Here is an 18557-nt window from a genome sequence, read left to right as displayed (position 1 = left end):
ACTCTGGATCATACTGGATAATCAACACCCTTGGACATAATTATATGAATAAGGCGAACCTTCATGCAATGGAGGGTTCATCCTCATTGTGTGTTAATGGAACGTATCGGACCTTTGGGGTGGAGGTATACTGCCCGTTGAAGCGGACTAATCAGATTTAGCACCGTATGTATGACTTGAAACTTTGGTTGTCTCTTTTCGTAAAGTCTTAAAAGGCGAGAGTATTTTTATGAAAACCGAACTCCAATGTAAGTGTGTTTTAAGAAACATATATTAGGAGAGGGGTGGATATGGTGGATACAGAATGGAAACGGGTAGTCTATATTGTCCTTGGAGCATTTCTCGCAGCATTTGGCTTGGAAATGTTTCTTACACCAAACCAAATTATCCCCGGGGGTGTAAAAGGGATTTCCGGCTTGTTATCCCATATAACAGAGATGCAGATGGGTGTGTTCCTCTTTCTGTTGAATCTCCCGTTTCTTTTCCATTATAATCGCGGAATAAACCGTGCAAGAGCGCTGTGGGCGATAGTGGGTTTGTCATTATTATCAGCGTTAACAATATTTTTTCATCCATTTCCTCCTTTGGTTGAATCTCCTCCACTTGCGGCGTTTCTGGGCAGTCTTATACTGGGAAGCGGAATCGGGTTAATTTTTCGTTATGCAGGGTTCACGGATGGAGTACAGCAGGTAGCCCTTTTATTAAAGAAGCGTCTCTTCTTTTCGATTGCCGAAATTGTCATGTTGATTAATCTGTTGGTTTTGTTCATGGCTGGTTTTTTATTCGGTTGGGAGCAAGCAATCTATTCGATATTCGGTTATGTGGTCACATTGAAGACTACCACATATGTGTTGAATAACTTCTCTGTACGAAAAGCAATTTGGATTAAAACAGAACACAGCGAGATAATAAAGCAAGCTCTTCAGACGACACTTGCGAATGAGTGTCAATACATGTTGCCCGACTTTCCTGCTTGTAAACCGGATGAGATGTATATCATCATACCAAGTCGGCAAGAAAAAGCGGTACAAAGTCTGATTGCAGAGCTTGACCCTTCAGCCGTTTTCGTAAGCGCCTCCCTGGATATGTTTCGTATCGAGGAAAGGTATAAGTAGCCTAAGCGCATGGCGGAGCTTTATTATTTGTCATGCACTACGAATTGAACCATATAAATTACGCTTGATATTTTGACAGGGTAGCATGGTTGGAAGTAGGAGATTCGGAACAAAGAAGAGGGTGGATGCGCCCTGCGTTCCGGTGCGTTCCGGCAGAAGAAAGGCCAGCGTGTCTTTTTTCTTCCATCAATTCCGCTAGTATTTGAATTATTTTCAACTATTATAAATAAATTGTAATTTCTTATGGTTTAATTTAAAATCATTACATATAATGAATGTGGATGAAGTCTTTAGTGAGAGGGGTGATGAGTATGAATAGTGTGATACGTGACGGGCGGTTTCAAAAATTAATTTTCGCGAATATTCTTTCTTCCATTGGTTCCGGTGTTACGATGATCGGCGTTCCCTGGCTTCTGGTCAACCGGGAAGGGGGTGATCAGATTTATGGATATGTGACTTTCTGTATGACGCTTCTTCTGTTTTTTTTATCCCCTTACCTGGGCGTCCTGATTGACAGGTTACCGCGAAAAAAAGTGCTGCTATTTAGTGAAGCATTCGGCTTTCTGATCGTAATTTTGTTTGTGGGATGTGGATTTTTCTCTGGTGCTTACGAAACCTGGCATCTTATAGGCGTTTACGCGGGCGGATCGCTTTACTACACCTTGCATTATCCGGCGCAATTTGCCTTTAACCAGGAGATTTTCACGAGGGAGCAGTACCGGGAGCTTAACAGTATCATGGAAATTCAGAATCAAGCCGCATCGATGCTTGCGGGCGGTTTGACAAGCGTGCTAATTGAACGGGTTGATTTTTCATTGATTTTGCTGGTTGACGCGTTCACGTATGTGGCCGGCTTCCTATTGTTATCGTTTATTCCATACGTGTCGTCCCAGAGTCAGATAGCAGTATCAAAAGCATCTATATGGTCAAACATGAAAGAAGGATTTCTGTATTTGAAAGATAAGCCCCTGTTTACTGTTTTCTATATTAGTTCGCTTATGCCGTTCATCGGGATTATGGTCGGTAACTACTTGTTCCCTGTTTATATTGCTAAAACATTGGGAGCTGATGGTACAATAATGGGGTTAGCTGATGTTATGTATGCGTTTGGAGCTATCCTCGGTGGATATACGATTCCCTTCTTGCTTCGCAGGCAGGGCGAATTTCGGACGGTGTTTATGACGGTAAGTGTCTTTACCGCAGGTACGTTGCTTATTGCCGCCATCCCGATTGTCGGATTGTTCCTTATACTGAAGATTACGCTTGGCTGGGGTAATGCCGGATCACGGGTCGCACGTAATACGATTATGATGAATGAGGTACCCAATGAAGTAATGGGGCGGGTCAATAGTTTTTTTTCAGCTGTGGGCATGCTGTTCCGGATAAGCTTACTTGGCTTATTTGCACGAACGGCTGCTTATACAGGTGCGTCTTTCTCCCTGTTTATCGTTGGAGGTTTATTGATTTTTGCATGTGCCGGGGTGTTTATAAGCCGCAGTTTGTTCGCGAAAGATGTACCGACTCTGTCAAAAAGTTTATAAAAACGTTTGTTATAATAAAATAAGACTTCATAGAAAGCAAAGGAGATAACGATGGCACGAATATTTATTATTCTCGGCAGCATCAACCTGTTTCTCTCGGTAGCGTTGGGTGCGTTCGGTGCACATGGCTTGGAAGGAAAAATTACGGATCACTTGCTTGAAGTATACAAAACAGGTGTGCATTATCATATGATTCATGGTCTTGGCCTACTTGGCATCGGTATTCTAGGCGAACGCGGTATTGCAGGCATGAAGCAGCTAAAGCTTGCCGGATGGTTCATGCAGGCTGGTATTATTTTCTTTGCGTTCAGCTTGTATATACTCGCATTGACGGGGATTGGCTGGCTCGGTGCGATTACCCCAATCGGTGGTGTTTGTTTCTTGATCAGCTGGGCGTTATTGGCGTTCGCGGCGACCAAAAAGTAATTCATAACCACTGGGCCCAGTAACCTTCTGCTATATCCGTAATGTTGAATACTTCTCCTGGGCTAAATGGTGCCAGGATGTGAACACGAATGCTTTTCAGGTCCGATACTTCCTCCACGAGGCCACGTCCGCCACTTTCTCCCTGGATGAGTTTGCCGCGGAAAGCGGCGCCAAGCGGCAGGGGATATTGGGTAAGAAGCAATCCTTTTTCGCAGGAAGCAACAATGCCTTTGGATAAACTGATCGAATCACGCAGCATGACGGTGGCGCTATCTTTGCGGCTGTATGCTTCTTTAACCGTATATAACGCTGCCGGAGCGTCCGGCGAAGGAGCAATTCGAATGAAATCCGCATCATCCGGGATAAGATGTGGATCGAGGCGGATTGCTCTTTTTTTATGATCAATGGCTTTGATGGGAAACCAAATACTTTTCTTCCCTGTCATTTTTATACCTTGAAAAGTCATGGAGGTAGCACGAATGCAGGCATGTATCAGTATTTTTCCTGTCCGATCGGTACGGACGAAGCCGCAGCGGCCCTCTACACGCCACTCTCCGAATCGGGTGCGGACGAGCATGGTCTGCTCTGTCGGACTGTATGCCCAGAAGTCGATCCACTCCTCTCCGACCTCCGCTGCGAACGAGATCGTTTCACCACCGCGGACAGGCAGCCGTTGCAGGTGTGTTACACGAAGCGGGCTTTGCTTTTTTGTTGTATGGATAAGTGCCGCATATTGCTTGACATGTCGATGGCTTCGTATGACAAGGAGAGGATGGTGTTCCCTGCCTTCCAGATTGGGGCATTGCCCGGTTATGATCCGGTCGTCCGCATCAAGTAGGCCGTACCATGTAAGTTCGTATCCTTGCGCCGATTGCCAGTGTGCTTTTATGCAAGCAAGCTGCGGTGTATACTCGCAGGTGTCATAAATAAATCCGTAGCCGTTGTTCGGCATCGGCGTCCAGTATTGCGCTTTTTCTCCCGCCAGAAGCGGTGAGAAGGTTTCCCCTGTCGTCAGTCTTTCCCCAAAGCTTTTGCCAGGTTGGTCAAAGTAAAATTTAGCCCCGCCTCCGATACCGGCCAGCGTCCAGCTATTTTTTGTTTTATGCGTTTTTTGTATCCCTTCGAGCGTAAGCTCCGATTCCTCATGAAAGGCCCGGAACGAATAGTCGCATGTTTTCGCTCCGCGAATGTGGAAAAAATCGATAAGGTAGGACGAACGATCAGGCAACGGTACAAGCGCAATCATACGCTGGTAGGCATCCAGCCCGTATAACGCCGGAGCTTTGCCTTCATATGCTATGACGGTAGAGGAACGATACAGAAATGTGAATTCACCGCCAGCAAATGGTTTGTAGAGCTGGCCTTTTTTCATATTCTTATCCTCATTCGCGACAACTGTATTATGAGCGATTGATTTTGTTGCCCAGCCAAAATGACTGTTGGAGCCATACACGCTGTACCCGAGGTCCGCAGAAATCTCCTTGCCATAGGCATAATAATTCAGGCCAAGCACATCATCGTGCGCATGAGTATGGTTGGCTCCAATGCGCATAAGTGCGGTTGTTTCATTGGCATCGCGCAGAATTCCGATCCCGGACTGTCCGGCGATGGTTACTTCCTTCGGCAGGGAGAAGGAGTGTGATTGGGTGAGTGGCGGATGTTGCAGAAATAAATCTATGCCCTTATTACCTAATTGTTCGCATACAATTGGATACAGACGATCAAGCCAGTCAGAGGCCTCTTTACGTATGCTGCTCACGGGGGAGAAATGATAAAAGTGCAGGGCAGCGCGATACGTATCTGTCAGGGTTTTCACGTCCGGCTTCTGGCCGCATACCCGATCGGCCCCCCAATCCCCGTAGCTAGGAAGATGACCTTGACAAAGCATCTCCATCGGATTTTGTACAGCGAACCGGAAAAAACGTTCACCTGCGAACGGGTGGAATTCAGATAGCTGTTTTTCAGAAGCGGCCCGCATGGACAGAAGAGCCATATCAAGAAAGACTGTAATTGTAAACATGGAGTAGCCGTATGATCCTTCGAAATACATACCGTCCCGTCCGACCGCATTGGCAAGAAATGCGTCCGTCGCCTGGATACCCCAGTCGCAGTATTCCTTCTTGTCTGTAACCAGACCTACCGCCAGCATGGCCCGTACGCCGTCTGCTTCATGGTTATGCAGCTCTGTCAGGTTGCCATCTGCTAGATTGTAAACAGGTCCTCCAGGCTCCGTCAGCATGTAATCGTGGAGCATGCTTTCGATATTATCCCGTATAGTCCCCGGATTACCGAACAGGGCAAGGGCGGGGGATGGCGAATCCATGTCTTCAAAGTGGTAGAGCCAGTCGTAATTTTGGGCGAGAAAAACCTTAATACGGTAGACGATGCTCGTCAACAGATGCAGCCGTCCCATCTCTGCCTGACTGTCGAACGGAGTGAAGTCACGCGGACCGATCGTTCCCGGATATATGGTGGCAAACGCATCAAGAATTGCTGTCGCTGTACGCGCATATTTCTGCTCGCCTGTCAGCATGTACATGTATGTTAGCTTCGTCACCATACCCTCATGGTCCCGTACACCGCCAAGCAGCCATCCAGCGGTATGGAAATTCCACATCCCGACCGGATAATAGGCGACTCCATTATGCACAAACCCTTTCCCCTTATCAGGTAGTTCCTTATCCGGCGCTGTACGCGAACAATTTGGACAGGTTAGTTGCTTCGTGGGAAAAGGGGCAAACATACGGTTTTGGATTTCTTGTGAATAAGGAAAGGACTTGCGGCAATGTGGGCAGCCGGAAATCCCGTAGGCGAATGTCTGACCATGCATAGATAGAATGCACTGGTAGATTTTTTCGACGGGATATTGAGCGAGAAAGTCGTTGCATACACGTTCAAGTTCTTCGAAGCGGTGCTGCGCCCACTTGAATGTTTTGATATTATGCCGGGCCGCCGCTACGCTGTCATGCGGAAAATAGAATCCAAGCTTTGGTACGGGCGTCTCCATACCTGGACCCTCCTTATTTTTATAGCCTTCCGTTCGTATATTTCTGAATCAGTGCGTTAATATGTCCGCCAAGTATAAGAATCAGGGCTGATAAATAAAACCAGATCATAAGAATGATTACGCCTCCAAGGCTTCCATACGTCAATGAGTAATTGCTAAAATTATTGACATAATACGAAAAGCCGTAGGAGACACCAAGCCAACCGAGGCCAGCGAATAAAGCACCTACGATGGCTACCTTCCAGTTTACGTCGCAATTAGGTGCAAAATAATAAAGGAATGCGAACAGACTGATAAGAAACATTAGGCTGACCACCCAACGCAACAAGTACCATATTAGTAATATATAGTCCGGTACATGAATACGGGACGTGAAGAATACTTCGATTGTTTTTCCGAACACAGGCAAAAGCAGGGTCATGAAAATAGCGATAACAATCCCGATAGTAAACAATATCGCGAGCAGCCGCGACATGAAATAAGAACGTTCATCCGCTACGTCGTATGCTCGGTTAAGCGCTACAATAATAGCATGAATGGCACTTGAGGATGTCCAGAGCGTGCCTGCCAGACTTAAGAACAACAACCAGCCGCGCCGGGTATTCAGAAAACTGTGCAGGTTATCCTCCAGTAGCTCCGTTACTTTTTCCGGAGCGACAATCTGGATAATTGTCAGGGCGTTTTCTGTAGAAATAGGCAGATAGCCGATTAATGTAAAGGCAAAAATAAAGAATGGGAAAAGAGATAATAAGAAATAGTAAGCCAGTTGCGCCGCCATGCCGGACACATCATCTCGTATAAAACGGTCTACAAGTTCATAGCCGAATCGGAACAAGCGACTTCTTTTTCGAATGTTTGCCATATCAAATCTCCATTGACATACAGAATAGTTATCGTTATTTTACCATTATGCTTATTCTATGCTACAACTTTGTAAGACAGACGACGTAAAATACGGAGGATTATTATTGTGACAAAAGTTTTTCTTGTACGGAACCGCCGCAAACGCCTTGAACAGGGGCATCCGTGGATTTTTCAAAGCGAAGTAGAGCGGATTGAAGGCGAGGTTACACCAGGTGAAATTGTAGAAGTAGTTAATCATCAGGGGCATTTTCTTGGTAGGGGCTACATTAATCCAAATTCGCAAATGATTGTACGTCTGCTGACATGGAATCCGAATGAAGAGATTAATCAAGAGTTATTTACTTCCCGCATTCATCAAGCCTGGGCATTCCGACAGCGTTTTCTGCGGGGCATTCGTTCCTGTCGGGTGTTATATGGCGAATCCGACTTCATGCCAGGGCTTGTGGTAGATAAATTCGAAGACGTGTTAGTGGTCCAGATTCTATCCCTTGGTATGGAAGTGCGCAAAGAATGGATTTTGAATGCGTTGCTTGATGTGTTTAAACCGAAAGCAGTGTACGTGCGTAATGATGTATATGTGCGTGAATTGGAAGGAATGGAACAGGAGAAAGGGTTCTGGTACGGTGAATCAGAAACGGAGATCGAGATAGAAGAAAACGGTCTGAAGCTAGTTGTAGATATCGAGAATGGACAGAAAACCGGATATTTCTTCGATCAGCGTGAGAACCGTTCAGCCCTTGCACCTATCATGACCGGGTGGGGCGAATCGCATGGCATCCGCATGCAGGAGGTAGATGATGAAGGGGGGAGAGAAGTCCGTCCGGTCGACCGTCGCGGTAAAGTTGTGAAGAACCCGTTTTGGGATGGAGCTGAGGTGTTAGACTGCTTCACACATACCGGATCGTTTACTTTGAATGCATGCAAGCATGGGGCAAAGAAGGTAACGACGCTGGATATCTCCGATCATGCGATTGAAACGGCGAAAAGAAACGTGAAGCTGAACGGATTTCTGCATAGGGTGGATTTTGTTGTGGCCAATGCATTCGATTATTTGCGCGATGCAGCGAAGGAGGGAAAACAGTGGGACGTGGTCATTCTCGATCCCCCGGCGTTTGCCAAATCCCGTAGTGCAGTGAAGGGCGCGCAGCGCGGCTACAAGGATATTAACCTGAACGGTCTAAAGCTTATACGCGAGGGAGGCTATCTCGTTACAGCCAGTTGCTCCTATCATATGAGTCCCGAATTGTTCGCCGAGACGATTCAGGAAGCGGCTGTAGACGCCAAGAAAGTTCTTCGGCTCGTACACTGGAGCGGCGCGGGTATCGACCATCCGAAGCTAACCGGTATTGACGAAGGTGATTATTTGAAATTTGCCATTTATGAAGTTCGTTCACGCGGCTAAATTTCTGAATTTGTAAAGAAAAAAACGAAGCGACAGGCTTAGCCGCGCTTCGTTTTTTGTTGTGAGCGTCCTAATCAACTTTAAAGTAGCTCACTTGATCACGCAGTTCTTCAGCCAAATTGGCCAGTGTGGCTGAGGAAGCATTGATTTCTTCCATGGAGGCATGGGCTTCTTCAATGGCACCTGCAACGGTTTGTGTGCTGTCAGCTGTCTCCTCCGAGATTTTAACGACAGATTGTACCGAATGGGTCATCTCATTCGATCCGGCAGCAATTTGCTGGACGGCAGCAGAAACTTCGTTCATTTGTTTGTTCAAGGCTTCGATCGCTTTACTAATGTGGCGGAATGAGACTCCGGCTTCTTGAGCGTTCTCCACGCTTTGCTCGCTTGCTGTCGTGCTGCCGGCCATGCTCTCGGCTACTTGTACAATCTCAGATTGGATGTTTTCGATGACGTGTTGGATTTTGCCTGCTGCTGTACCTGCCTCTTCCGCAAGTTTTCTCACCTCATCGGCTACTACCGCAAATCCCCGCCCTTGTTCTCCGGCTCTTGCTGCCTCGATTGCGGCGTTAAGTGCCAATAAGTTGGTCTGTCCTGCAATAACTTGGATAAACTCAACAATTTCTCCGATTTTTTCTGAATGTATGCCGAGATTATGCACCATTTCCGCAGAACGTTCTACATTCTCGCTGACTGAGCGGATGCTATGTACAGTACTATCAATTACTTTTTGTCCTTCGCCCGCAAGCGATGATGCTTCATGAGACGAATCAGCCACCCGTTGGCTGTTGACGGAGATATGCTGAATGCCGCTGGCTACCTGTTGAATAGTGGTCGATATTTCGTTGATGGCATGCCTTTGATGGGTAGCGCCTTCTGATACGTCTTGAATGGTCTGTGCGATTTGCTCGCTGGCTTCACTAGTCTGGCTTGCACTGGCTGACAGCTGCTCAGAGGCTGCGGCTACCTGGGTTGCAGTCATGCTGACCTGGTGCACGATGTCGCGTAATCGTTCACTCATATCATTAAAGTTGCCGGTTAAAATGCTGATTTCGTCGTTCCCCTTAATAGGCAATGGATCAAGGCGAAGCTCCCCTTCGGCCATTGTTTTGACTTGCTGACCTAGGGACTGTAACCTTGTTGTAATATTTCTTGTAATCATAAAAGCAAGCACTGTACAGGAAAGAAGTGCGATAGCCATATAGATGATAGCCTGATTACGGCCGCTTTTGTAGATGCTGGCTGCTTCTTGAACGGCCTTGTTACTACCTTCCTCATTGAGTTTCACCAACGTACTGTGGTACTTTTTCATTTCGGTGTAGATACTATCGCCTTGCTCCAGATATTTTTTTGCGGCGGTAATATCATTTTTGCTGCCAGCTTCTATAATGTGTTTATGGATTTCTTCGTATTTTTTCCACGTAGCTTTGAATGAGTCGAATACTTGTCGATCTTCCTCATCGTCTTCCTCATTGGTATTCTCGTATACGGTCAAACTTTTGTCGATTTCCGCAAACGTGCGCTCCATATTTTCCTTAAGGAATTGTTTTTGTGCTGCATCTGCTGTCATGACGAATTTTATTTCGTTCGCTAGAACGTGTTCGGTTAAATAGTTCAAGTGGTTAATGCTGCTAACGCCCGGCAGCCAGCTTGTGTTGATTTCTTCAGCTTTTTCGTTAATGCTACTCATTTTCATAATACTGAGAATGCCTAGCATCATCATAATGAGGAAAATACAGGTGAATGCGATATACAATTTCTTTCCAATAGAGAGTTTCATGGTGTTCACTCCTTGTGTATTCTCTTTATTCTGATCTACCGGGCGGTAAAACTCACACTTCGCGTATTTTATGTAGAGGATAACCACCCCTAAGACCTAAATAAGTGTAACAAACCATCAGGGGAGGGGAAGAACCCAATGGAGAGGGAGGATGCACTTTGTTGGGTAAATGGCAATGGAAAACAAATTGGGATAAAATTACTGGTTCTAAAATCCTATGTATTATAATTATCGTCAGATGTATGAGTATTTTAAAGTGGCCATTTTTTGAACAAGTTCAAAAGCTGGTTCCCTTATTATCGTCAGATGTATGAGTATTTTAAAGAGAAAAGCAGTAGATAGTAATATAAGCTTTGATACGTTTTGATATGGTAATAACTGGATTTTGTGCTATGATAAAAATAAAGGAAATAAGCGGCTTGTTTGTTGAATTTGTCGTCGGTCACCAGTAGTGCAAAAAAGCCGGGGAATCGACAACAGTTTTATTTTTGAAGTGTTTAAGTGAATGAATGAGATTGGTAGAGGGAAAAGAAGAATATAGGGATTTTGTTTGATGAGAGAAGGGGTTTTGTCACATAGCTATCAAGTTAAGGGACTGTCCCACAGGGTCAATTTATGGCCTTATGGGACAGCCCCTGTTTTGTAGCTAACTGCGGTGCTGCTCACTATGAACGTGTCGGGGTTTGTGTTTTTCTTTTAGTTGAACTGTGTATTTGGCCCAGTGTTCACTCGTGATGGTAAGTGCGCTTAGTTAAGATCGATCTTAAATTTCAGGTCCTCTCTTAACTCAAAATTATCGAAATCGTTTGTGCCTATATGATATTTCTTATTAGCATCTAAAGCTTCAAATTCCATTGTAAATTCATTCGGTTTTTGTTCATCTCTTCTTATATTATCGTCTTTGCTGTCAATCATTTTACCACTATCATTTTTTATATAAAGCGATGTTGCCTGCAAGTAAGGAGCTTTCCCTTCTGCGGTGAATGTAACTGTCGTCTTGTTATTGTCTGTCTTTATTTCTTTTATGATTAGCTTTCCTAGTTTACCTTGAGGAAGCTCGATTGGATATACGCCATCTATCGGTTTACTTATTTCGTTAGATTTCTTTGTTTCTACGGTAATTGGTGTTCCATCGTCTGACACGCCACCTCCACCTGAAGGAGTAATTTTGCAAGGAATAATCGTCAAGTACTTAGGAATATCCTTTACCTTCGTATAGCTCATTTGACTATTAAAATCCAGTCCATTAGAGCCGCCGCCACCAATACCATTCGGTATAAGTTGCGTTCCTTTATCATCAAATGCAAGCCAATAATCATAGTCAAATATGTTGTGGGGTGTGGATTTCTTTTCTTTATGTTTTCCGCTTAATGAAATATACGTACCTATTGGAGAGAATACTACCTTATCTACCGTCACAGCACTGTCCGGGAAATCTAATTTTTTATTCGGTGTAAATATTGTGCTGTTCCGAGATATTTCTTCTTTTGATACACTAAAGGCAAAATCCCATTTCCCTTTTACGCCCGCCACTTCATTGAATTTTAAATCTAAGTCAAGTTTTTTCCATGGTTTTAATAAGCTAATGTCCCATTCTTCACTGACAACATACGTATAATCATCAATACGATCTTCAGTACGACCTCCAATACGACCTCCAATACCGTAGAAATCTTCACCGTTTATTTGCAAGGAGCTTCCTGGTCCGGAGATTGTTAAGTCTGTAATTTTCTTGTCACTCTTTATTGTGTAGCCGATCATTAATTTTGATTCATCTGCTATTACTTCATTTATGGTAAGTGTTATTCCATTGTCTGTGATGCTGCTATTAATGATTTGCGAGTACTTATCGTATTCACCTTTATCATCATTTAGCGCTTGGATTATGGAATTTAGAACAGGGATATTTTCTGCAAAAGTGGGAGAAATTGTCCCAATCCCTACTAGGCAAGCCAATCCGATAGCTGCTACGGCAGGGGTATATTTTAGTTTCTTCAAATTTCTTTTACTCTTTATTTTTTTGTTTAAATTCTTCTTAATTCGTTCCTTTTGAACCGTTGATACTTCTTCTTTCATATCAGTAATCTCACTTTCCTCGAATTTTATTCCGTTAAATAATTTATAGATATCCTTTTCTTCCAAATCAAAATCCTTATTTTTCATCACAATACCTCTCCACTCAATAAGATAAGTTTTTTCTTTAACGCTTTACGTCCTCTTGAAAGTCTTTGGTCTACCCAATTCCTATCTACACCAAATGTCTCAGCAATACTTTCAACTTTTTCACATAAAAAGTATCTTCGTATGAAGATTTCCTTATCTTCATTACTCATATCATTTATTGCGTTAAGAAGTTCTTCCTTGTTTTCCTTTGATACAACAATACTTTCTAAATTCATCTCATCATTTAAGGAACAATCGTCTATAGACTCAATAATACTTTGCTTGAAAAGCTTTCTTTTGTAATCTATCGCTTTGTATTTGGCCACAGCGGCAATCCAGTGTTTAAACTCACCTTTTTCTTCATCAAAGCTGTTGATATTATTCCATACAGACCAGAATATATCATTGCTGCATTCCTCTATATATTGAAAATGAAAGCCTGTATTTAGCACACCGCCTACAACCTTGAAAACCAGATTACTATAATTATCTACGATGAACTCCAGCGCTTCTGTATTTCCCCGTTTTAATTCCTTGATAAAGTTGTTTTCATCTATTCTCATATTTCATCACCCCCTGAAAAGACTTCTCGTAATATAGTACGAAGGGGTTGCAGGCTTTCTGACATTGTTTTTATGAATGAAATAGGATATGGCCCCGGTTATGCTTGCGTTGTGAAGCTGTCATTTTTGCCTTTGGATATTATGCCATAGTAAAAAGCCACAATAATTATGATAATTACCGTGGCTTGCCGATGTGAAAATTGCTCCCATATGAGCAGAGGATGGCCATGTGTCGATGAAATGACCCTCCTTTACTTTGCGAATTCCATTCACTTACATCTTCCCACGCTAATCGTAATCTTCCAACAAAAATTTTCGCATATCGCGTATTCCAACAAATTTAGCGTTTTAAGTTGCGTGAATTGTCGTACGATTATTGTGTTTTTTTAATTCCTTATCCGCTATACTGAAATCACCAAAACCGAATGGGGAGGAGTACGTGATGGATACGGATATTAGACAGGAGGATTTTTCTTATTATAGTGAAGGGGTACTGACCTGGATTTATACACATGAGTCAGAGCAGGAGAATATAAAGGCTTGTTGGCAAGAGTATTCTTGTTCTATACAGGAAACTTGCTGCTCGTATGTCGGTACGATAGGGCAGCGACAAGAAGGGCGCGAAGGAGCAGCATGGCGTGCAGCCCCGGCTCCGAGGACATATGAACGGGCGGAAATAGGGTATTGGGACACGGGATAAGGCAAAACCTCTTTTTCCTTATGCAGCTTTTACCGCGAATGTTCAATCGGCGTTCCCCGTTTAAGGCCAGCGGCCATTTTGCCTGGCTCCTTTCCCTTTCTTTGGCTTTTTCCTTCTTTATTCATCGTTCTGATTTTATTACGTTCCGGCCAATTTGGTATAATGAAAGAAAAAAGGTTTGGAGATAGAATATGGAACCTATTCTACAAGTACAAGGCTTAACGGGTGGATACCGGAAAAAGCGCCCGATTATCCATGATATTACCTTTACGGTTCATCCGCATGAAATGGTCGGATTAATTGGTCTGAACGGTGCGGGCAAGAGTACGACTATTAAGCACATTCTAGGCTTGCTTCAAGCATCCAATGGCTCAGTTCGTATCCATAACCAGACGCTCCAGGAGATGCCTGAAGCGTACCGTGCATCTTATACGTATGTACCGGAATCGCCTCTCGTTTATGAGGATTTGACACTGTGGGAGCATTTGGAGTTAACGGCGATGGCGTATGGCCTGGATCGGAAGACGTTCGAAGAGCGGGTCGGCCCTCTGATGGAGGAGTTCAATATGAAGGACAAACGCGATTTGTTTCCACAGCACATGTCCAAGGGAATGCGCCAGAAGATGATGATTATGAATGCATTTCTGGTGCAGCCGTCGCTGTATATTATTGATGAGCCGTTTGTCGGCCTCGACCCTATAGGCATCCGTTCATTGTTGGAATTGATGGTGAAGATGAAAAACACGGGCGCCGGAATTCTGATGAGTTCACACATTTTGTCTACGGTTGAACGATATTGCGATAAGTTCGTTGTCCTGCATAATGGCCGGATTCGTGCGGCAGGTACGATCACGGAAATTCAGCAACAGGCAGGTATGGAAGGTGTACCGTTAGACGATGTATTCTATGAACTGACAAAGGATCAGAGCGTATGATGGATGTTAAACAGCTATGGAACCAGCGGATAGGGGCGTTTTTGAAGGAGGCTGTCGGTTATTCCCGTTATATTGTTAACAGCGGAACGATTGTATTCCTCGTATTTGCGTTTATTGGTGCGTCGTACTACTACTCCGTGTTGCTTGAAAAGCTCCCGCGTACATATCCGGTAGAGTGGTTAATTGTGTTGCTGTTTTCCTTGCTTTTAACAGGTGGAAAAATTCGCACATTCCTAAAGGAAGCGGATCTTGTGTTTTTGCTTCCGTTGGAAGGAAGGATGGGACCGTATTTTAGGGCATCCATCGTGTATACATTTGTGTTTCACGCACTCTACGTATTTTTGCTGCTGCTTGCAGTATGGCCGTTGTATACTCACCGGATGGGGGAGAGTGCGGAATCATTTTTGCCGCTTCTGGTGTATTTGCTAGTAATAAAGCTAGTGAATGTGGCGGGTAGATGGCAGGAGCAGCGGCTGCGAGAGCAAAGCGCCAGAGCAGCTCATGCGGGAGGTCGCTGGCTTGCGAATGTGGCGGTCCTTTCCGTTTTGTTCTCGCAAGGATTTGTTCTTGGCAATATGATTGCAACCCTTCTCTTTTTTGTGGTCGCTGTTTTTTATTATCGCACGCTTTCGCGTCAGTATATACACTGGGAGCATCTGGTGCAGATAGAAAGGCGCATGGTATCCAGATTTTATTCATTTGTGAACCAGTTCGTCGATGTGCCTCACATAGAGAACAAGGTGCACCGCCGTGCCTGGATATCTATGCTGGTAGACAAGGTTGCCTTTGTACAGCGTAACATGTATACGTATTTGTACGGCAAGGTATTTGCTCGTTCCGATTTATTTTCGATGTTCGTAAGATTGACTATTGTCGGATTGATTGTTATCGGTCTTATTCGTGATGAATGGGGTAAGGCAATAGCTTATTTCATTATCCTGTCGCTAACCGGTACACAATTATCGACGTTGCGTCAATACTATCGTTACGTGTTCTGGACGCATATCTATCCTGTTCCATCTACGGCAAGACAGGATGCAGTTGTACGTGTTGTTTTCGTTGCAATGATAGTACAATCTGTGATTTTGTACATAGCGGTCCTTGTTCCGTTTACCGTTGGTTGGCATTTGGTTATAGCACCGGTAATCGGTATAGGCTTTTCTTATGTATACAGCTATCGTCTGCTTCGTAGAAAACTTCAAGAAAACTAAAAGAGGGTATGCTTCTGAGTAACTCAGGGCATACTTTTTTATTTGATTCGCACATCCTGCTTTGCTAAAAACAAATAACATCTCTGAATTTTCCCTAAGGAAACAGATTTTCCTTCAATACAAAAAACTTTCCTTACCCTACAATACTAGTCAGTGGCAAAAAGGTTTCTCTAGACCCACATGAATCTGTTTGATAGCATACTTAATACAGAAACTCGTGGGGGTTTATCGGAATGGAAGAGCAACAATACGCTAATGTAAAAATGGGGGAACGCGGTGCCTGGGTCAGCATTATTGCCTATCTTGTCCTTTCCGTTTTGAAGCTTGTTATCGGATATTTTACCGGATCAAAAGCATTGATGGCGGACGGTTTGAATAATACTACTGATATTATGGCTTCGATTGCAGTGCTTATCGGCCTGCGTTTTTCCCGTAAACCGCCGGATGAAGACCACCCGTACGGTCACTGGCGTGCAGAAACAATCGCTTCATTGATTGCCTCGTTTATTATGATGGTGGTAGGTTTGCAGGTGCTCTATAATGCCGGGCAATCGATTATTGATTTCCGTGCGGAAGCGCCGGACATGCTGGCTGCATGGACGGCGTTGGGATGTGCGCTCATCATGTATGGAGTGTATCGGTTTAACCGGAATTTAGCGCATAAGATTAACAGTCAAGCTGTGATGGCAGCAGCTAAAGATAACCTATCGGATGTCTGGGTTAGCATCGGTGCGGCGGTCGGGGTTTTCGGCGCGCAGCTTGGTCTGCCATGGCTGGATCCGTTAGCGGCGGTGGTGGTAGGCTTGATGATCTGTCGCACAGCGTGGGAAATTTTCCGTGAAGCTTCACATAATTTAACGGATGGCTTCGATGAACAGGAGCTGGCAAAGCTGCGAGGAACAATCGAAGAAATCCCCGAGGTTAAGTCATTGAATGATATTAAAGCGCGTGCGCTTGGCAATATGGTAGTCGTCGATGTCGTTATTCATGTCGATCCCCGCCTGAATGTAATAGAAAGTCACCGAATTACGGAAGAGATTGAAGAGAAGATGAGGAAAAAGCATGGGATCATGAACGTTCATGTTCATGTAGAACCATGGAAGCAATAGCGAACAGGGAAACAAACCTGTGGCCTGCTTTGTACGGAATGTTTCCCTACACCGCTTTACACCCTGTATTGCCGTTTGACTTCTTGTAGTCTTTTCTTTACATACTCCACAAATGTGTAATTTTGCTGAAGGTCAAAAATCATCAATGATTTGTGGAAGAAGTCAAGTGCCTGCTCCGTTTGGTGCAAATGCAACAGGTTCTCGGCTTTCTGATAATGAAGCTCCCCGAATAAATATAAGTACTCATGCTGCAGGCATAGCAGAAGTCCCTTATTGCAGTATTGGAGCGATAGTTTATAATCTTTAAGCTGGGTCAGGACTTTGGCATAATTATAGAACAATCGCAGGTAAATGGTGTGATCCTGTGCGAATGTTACGCCGTTCATATGACGGATCGCCCTCGCAAAAATCTCCAATGCTTCTTTATAACGTTCCTCTTCGCTATAAATAATCCCGATACTGTTTAGGATTTCGATTTCTTTCTCAGTATAGTTCTCCATGCTAACAGCTAAATCCAGCGCTTCATATAGAAGTTCCATGCTCTTTGTGAGGTTATGTTCAAGATAGTATGCACAAATGCCCTCATGCCAGGAAAGAAACTGGCGGTTTTCCCGATTGCAGAAAATTGGATTGTTACGCTCTGCTTTAATAAGTAATGAGACTTCTTCATAATTACGTTCCCGGATTAACTTGCGAATTTGATAGAAAAATTCCTGTACATACGTAAATTGCGGATTCTCCATTCGATCAAAAAAGTAATCAAGCGTAATGCCCAAGCGCTTGGCAATATAATAGAGAATTTCGGCAGAAGGAATGACCTCGCCCTTTTCAATTTTGCTGATGAGTGCTTGGGTACAAATTCCTTTTGCAAGTTCCGTCTGCGAGATGTTTAAATACTTTCTAATTTCCCGAACGACTTCTCCGATTCGTTGAATACTCATGCAGCCTCTCCTATATAATTATTTTTATATGTATTCACGCATTTGCAAGGAAAAGTAACAAAAACGGATATATTCCCTGAAAACGCCCTTTTATCCTGAATTCGCAAAAAAATGTTATATATTATGATGGTACTAACATATATTTCATATTTTTAAAGTTTAAAGGAGGGTATAAGAATGAAAAGCAAAATTTTTTCTCTAGTCGTTACGGCCCTTATATTAATAAGTTTTAACGGAATTGCAGACGCTAAAGAAGTGGAAAAAGCACCGGTAAAAAATACCCAAGATAAAGCAATTACTATCCTTCGCCTTCCATACCAACACTAATCATTTTTTGGCTGAAGGGAGATGTAAAGAAATGAGAAGAAAGTATTCATTGGAGTTTAAAAGAGAAGTTGTGAAAGATGCACTAGTAGAAAAAAGCCTCAGTCTAGTAGCCAGAAAATACAGACTTAACAGTAAAATGATTTATCGTTGGATACATGAGTACAAGCAGGGAAAATATAGTTCGTACAAATAAAACATCGGTGGCACTGTGAATAACATGCAGTGTCGCCGATGTTTTTTAATCGTATAAGAAAGTAATATATATTCACGCCTGTTGATTATCCATAAGGTGGAAGAAAGAAGGCGACACGCGTCGGCGTGTTCCCTCGTCTTTTTCTCACAAGGAAGAGACACAGCCGCTTTTTGGCGCCAGGGCCGGACCGGCAAAACATCTGGGCCTCTCGGTGTAGGAGACAGTTGCCGGTCGATTTCGTCCCCAGCGCCACACGCTCCACACAGTAAAGAAAACTTGA

The 18557-nt window shown here is 43.9% G+C and carries 16 protein-coding genes; 10 read left to right on the top strand and 6 right to left on the bottom strand.

Going from position 1 to position 18557, the window contains the following annotated elements:
• The first annotated feature begins 290 nt into the window (after window positions 1-290).
• The 3 genes from HMPREF0083_RS19180 to HMPREF0083_RS19170 all read left to right on the top strand — a co-directional run bounded on the left by HMPREF0083_RS19180 (window position 291) and on the right by HMPREF0083_RS19170 (window position 3082).
• Window positions 291-1115, top strand: a complete 825-nt coding sequence (locus HMPREF0083_RS19180) for a YitT family protein (protein WP_021623342.1) — start codon at window positions 291-293, stop codon at window positions 1113-1115.
• Window positions 1116-1426: 311 nt separating this feature from the next.
• Window positions 1427-2656, top strand: coding sequence for an MFS transporter (locus HMPREF0083_RS19175; protein WP_051354723.1), 1230 nt, complete (start codon window positions 1427-1429; stop codon window positions 2654-2656).
• 51 nt (window positions 2657-2707) lie between these two features.
• A complete protein-coding gene (locus tag HMPREF0083_RS19170; protein WP_021623340.1) occupies window positions 2708-3082 on the top strand; it encodes a DUF423 domain-containing protein in 375 nt (124 codons plus the stop codon).
• A 1-nt stretch (window position 3083) separates the two neighbouring features.
• Here HMPREF0083_RS19170 and HMPREF0083_RS19165 read toward each other — a convergent pair whose 3' ends face one another.
• On the bottom strand, window positions 3084-6089 hold the full coding sequence (locus HMPREF0083_RS19165; protein ID WP_021623339.1) for a heparinase II/III domain-containing protein: 3006 nt from the start codon (window positions 6087-6089) through the stop codon (window positions 3084-3086).
• A gap of 19 nt (window positions 6090-6108) precedes the next feature.
• Complete coding sequence (locus HMPREF0083_RS19160; RefSeq protein WP_021623338.1) at window positions 6109-6951, bottom strand: YihY/virulence factor BrkB family protein; 843 nt, start codon at window positions 6949-6951, stop codon at window positions 6109-6111.
• 108 nt (window positions 6952-7059) lie between these two features.
• On the opposite strand from HMPREF0083_RS19160, the gene HMPREF0083_RS19155 reads away from it, so the two are divergent.
• A complete protein-coding gene (locus tag HMPREF0083_RS19155) occupies window positions 7060-8355 on the top strand; it encodes a class I SAM-dependent rRNA methyltransferase (RefSeq protein WP_021623337.1) in 1296 nt (431 codons plus the stop codon).
• Window positions 8356-8425: 70 nt separating this feature from the next.
• Here HMPREF0083_RS19155 and HMPREF0083_RS19150 read toward each other — a convergent pair whose 3' ends face one another.
• From HMPREF0083_RS19150 to HMPREF0083_RS19140, 3 genes are all read right to left on the bottom strand, one after another.
• Window positions 8426-10135, bottom strand: a complete 1710-nt coding sequence (locus HMPREF0083_RS19150) for a methyl-accepting chemotaxis protein (RefSeq protein ID WP_040303891.1) — start codon at window positions 10133-10135, stop codon at window positions 8426-8428.
• A gap of 747 nt (window positions 10136-10882) precedes the next feature.
• Window positions 10883-12298, bottom strand: coding sequence for a DUF4179 domain-containing protein (locus tag HMPREF0083_RS19145; protein ID WP_021623334.1), 1416 nt, complete (start codon window positions 12296-12298; stop codon window positions 10883-10885).
• Complete coding sequence (locus HMPREF0083_RS19140; protein WP_021623333.1) at window positions 12298-12861, bottom strand: sigma-70 family RNA polymerase sigma factor; 564 nt, start codon at window positions 12859-12861, stop codon at window positions 12298-12300. The genes HMPREF0083_RS19145 and HMPREF0083_RS19140 overlap by 1 nt, the downstream gene beginning before the upstream one ends.
• 442 nt (window positions 12862-13303) lie before the next feature.
• Here HMPREF0083_RS19140 and HMPREF0083_RS19135 point away from each other — a divergent pair, with 442 nt between their 5' ends.
• The 4 genes from HMPREF0083_RS19135 (at window position 13304) to HMPREF0083_RS19120 (ending at window position 16816) form a co-directional block, all read left to right on the top strand.
• A complete protein-coding gene (locus HMPREF0083_RS19135; protein WP_021623331.1) occupies window positions 13304-13561 on the top strand; it encodes a hypothetical protein in 258 nt (85 codons plus the stop codon).
• A gap of 191 nt (window positions 13562-13752) precedes the next feature.
• The gene (locus HMPREF0083_RS19130) at window positions 13753-14496 is read left to right on the top strand and encodes an ABC transporter ATP-binding protein (RefSeq protein WP_021623329.1); all 744 of its coding nucleotides are present in this window, start codon (window positions 13753-13755) and stop codon (window positions 14494-14496) included.
• Window positions 14493-15707: an ABC transporter permease gene (locus tag HMPREF0083_RS19125; RefSeq protein ID WP_021623328.1), complete on the top strand. Its 1215-nt coding sequence runs from the start codon at window positions 14493-14495 to the stop codon at window positions 15705-15707. Before HMPREF0083_RS19130 ends, HMPREF0083_RS19125 begins: the two co-directional genes overlap by 4 nt.
• Before the next feature lie 233 nt (window positions 15708-15940).
• Complete coding sequence (locus HMPREF0083_RS19120) at window positions 15941-16816, top strand: cation diffusion facilitator family transporter (protein ID WP_021623327.1); 876 nt, start codon at window positions 15941-15943, stop codon at window positions 16814-16816.
• A 56-nt stretch (window positions 16817-16872) separates the two neighbouring features.
• Here HMPREF0083_RS19120 and HMPREF0083_RS19115 read toward each other — a convergent pair whose 3' ends face one another.
• Window positions 16873-17757: a helix-turn-helix domain-containing protein gene (locus HMPREF0083_RS19115; protein ID WP_021623326.1), complete on the bottom strand. Its 885-nt coding sequence runs from the start codon at window positions 17755-17757 to the stop codon at window positions 16873-16875.
• A gap of 177 nt (window positions 17758-17934) precedes the next feature.
• Here HMPREF0083_RS19115 and HMPREF0083_RS28260 point away from each other — a divergent pair, with 177 nt between their 5' ends.
• Both HMPREF0083_RS28260 and HMPREF0083_RS30215 read left to right on the top strand, forming a co-directional pair.
• On the top strand, window positions 17935-18084 hold the full coding sequence (locus HMPREF0083_RS28260) for a hypothetical protein (protein WP_021623325.1): 150 nt from the start codon (window positions 17935-17937) through the stop codon (window positions 18082-18084).
• A 31-nt stretch (window positions 18085-18115) separates the two neighbouring features.
• The gene (locus tag HMPREF0083_RS30215) at window positions 18116-18277 is read left to right on the top strand and encodes a transposase (protein WP_021623324.1); all 162 of its coding nucleotides are present in this window, start codon (window positions 18116-18118) and stop codon (window positions 18275-18277) included.
• The last annotated feature ends 280 nt before the right edge of the window (window positions 18278-18557 follow it).

Source organism: Aneurinibacillus aneurinilyticus ATCC 12856, assembly GCF_000466385.1.
GTDB classification, from domain to species: domain Bacteria; phylum Bacillota; class Bacilli; order Aneurinibacillales; family Aneurinibacillaceae; genus Aneurinibacillus; species Aneurinibacillus aneurinilyticus.
Note: the sequence above shows the minus strand (reverse complement) of the source record. Positions and strands in the feature narration are given on the sequence as shown.

Coding starts and splice junctions, on each gene's coding strand:
- HMPREF0083_RS19120 (WP_021623327.1), top strand. CDS start 15,941: ATGGAAGAGCAACAATACGCTAATGTAAAAATGGGGGAACGCGGTGCC.
- HMPREF0083_RS19135 (WP_021623331.1), top strand. CDS start 13,304: ATGGATACGGATATTAGACAGGAGGATTTTTCTTATTATAGTGAAGGG.
- HMPREF0083_RS19175 (WP_051354723.1), top strand. CDS start 1,427: ATGAATAGTGTGATACGTGACGGGCGGTTTCAAAAATTAATTTTCGCG.
- HMPREF0083_RS19145 (WP_021623334.1), bottom strand. CDS start 12,298: ATGAAAAATAAGGATTTTGATTTGGAAGAAAAGGATATCTATAAATTA.
- HMPREF0083_RS19125 (WP_021623328.1), top strand. CDS start 14,493: ATGATGGATGTTAAACAGCTATGGAACCAGCGGATAGGGGCGTTTTTG.
- HMPREF0083_RS19165 (WP_021623339.1), bottom strand. CDS start 6,089: ATGGAGACGCCCGTACCAAAGCTTGGATTCTATTTTCCGCATGACAGC.
- HMPREF0083_RS19170 (WP_021623340.1), top strand. CDS start 2,708: ATGGCACGAATATTTATTATTCTCGGCAGCATCAACCTGTTTCTCTCG.
- HMPREF0083_RS19160 (WP_021623338.1), bottom strand. CDS start 6,951: ATGGCAAACATTCGAAAAAGAAGTCGCTTGTTCCGATTCGGCTATGAA.
- HMPREF0083_RS19180 (WP_021623342.1), top strand. CDS start 291: ATGGTGGATACAGAATGGAAACGGGTAGTCTATATTGTCCTTGGAGCA.
- HMPREF0083_RS19130 (WP_021623329.1), top strand. CDS start 13,753: ATGGAACCTATTCTACAAGTACAAGGCTTAACGGGTGGATACCGGAAA.
- HMPREF0083_RS19140 (WP_021623333.1), bottom strand. CDS start 12,861: ATGAGAATAGATGAAAACAACTTTATCAAGGAATTAAAACGGGGAAAT.
- HMPREF0083_RS19115 (WP_021623326.1), bottom strand. CDS start 17,757: ATGAGTATTCAACGAATCGGAGAAGTCGTTCGGGAAATTAGAAAGTAT.
- HMPREF0083_RS19150 (WP_040303891.1), bottom strand. CDS start 10,135: ATGAAACTCTCTATTGGAAAGAAATTGTATATCGCATTCACCTGTATT.
- HMPREF0083_RS30215 (WP_021623324.1), top strand. CDS start 18,116: ATGAGAAGAAAGTATTCATTGGAGTTTAAAAGAGAAGTTGTGAAAGAT.
- HMPREF0083_RS28260 (WP_021623325.1), top strand. CDS start 17,935: ATGAAAAGCAAAATTTTTTCTCTAGTCGTTACGGCCCTTATATTAATA.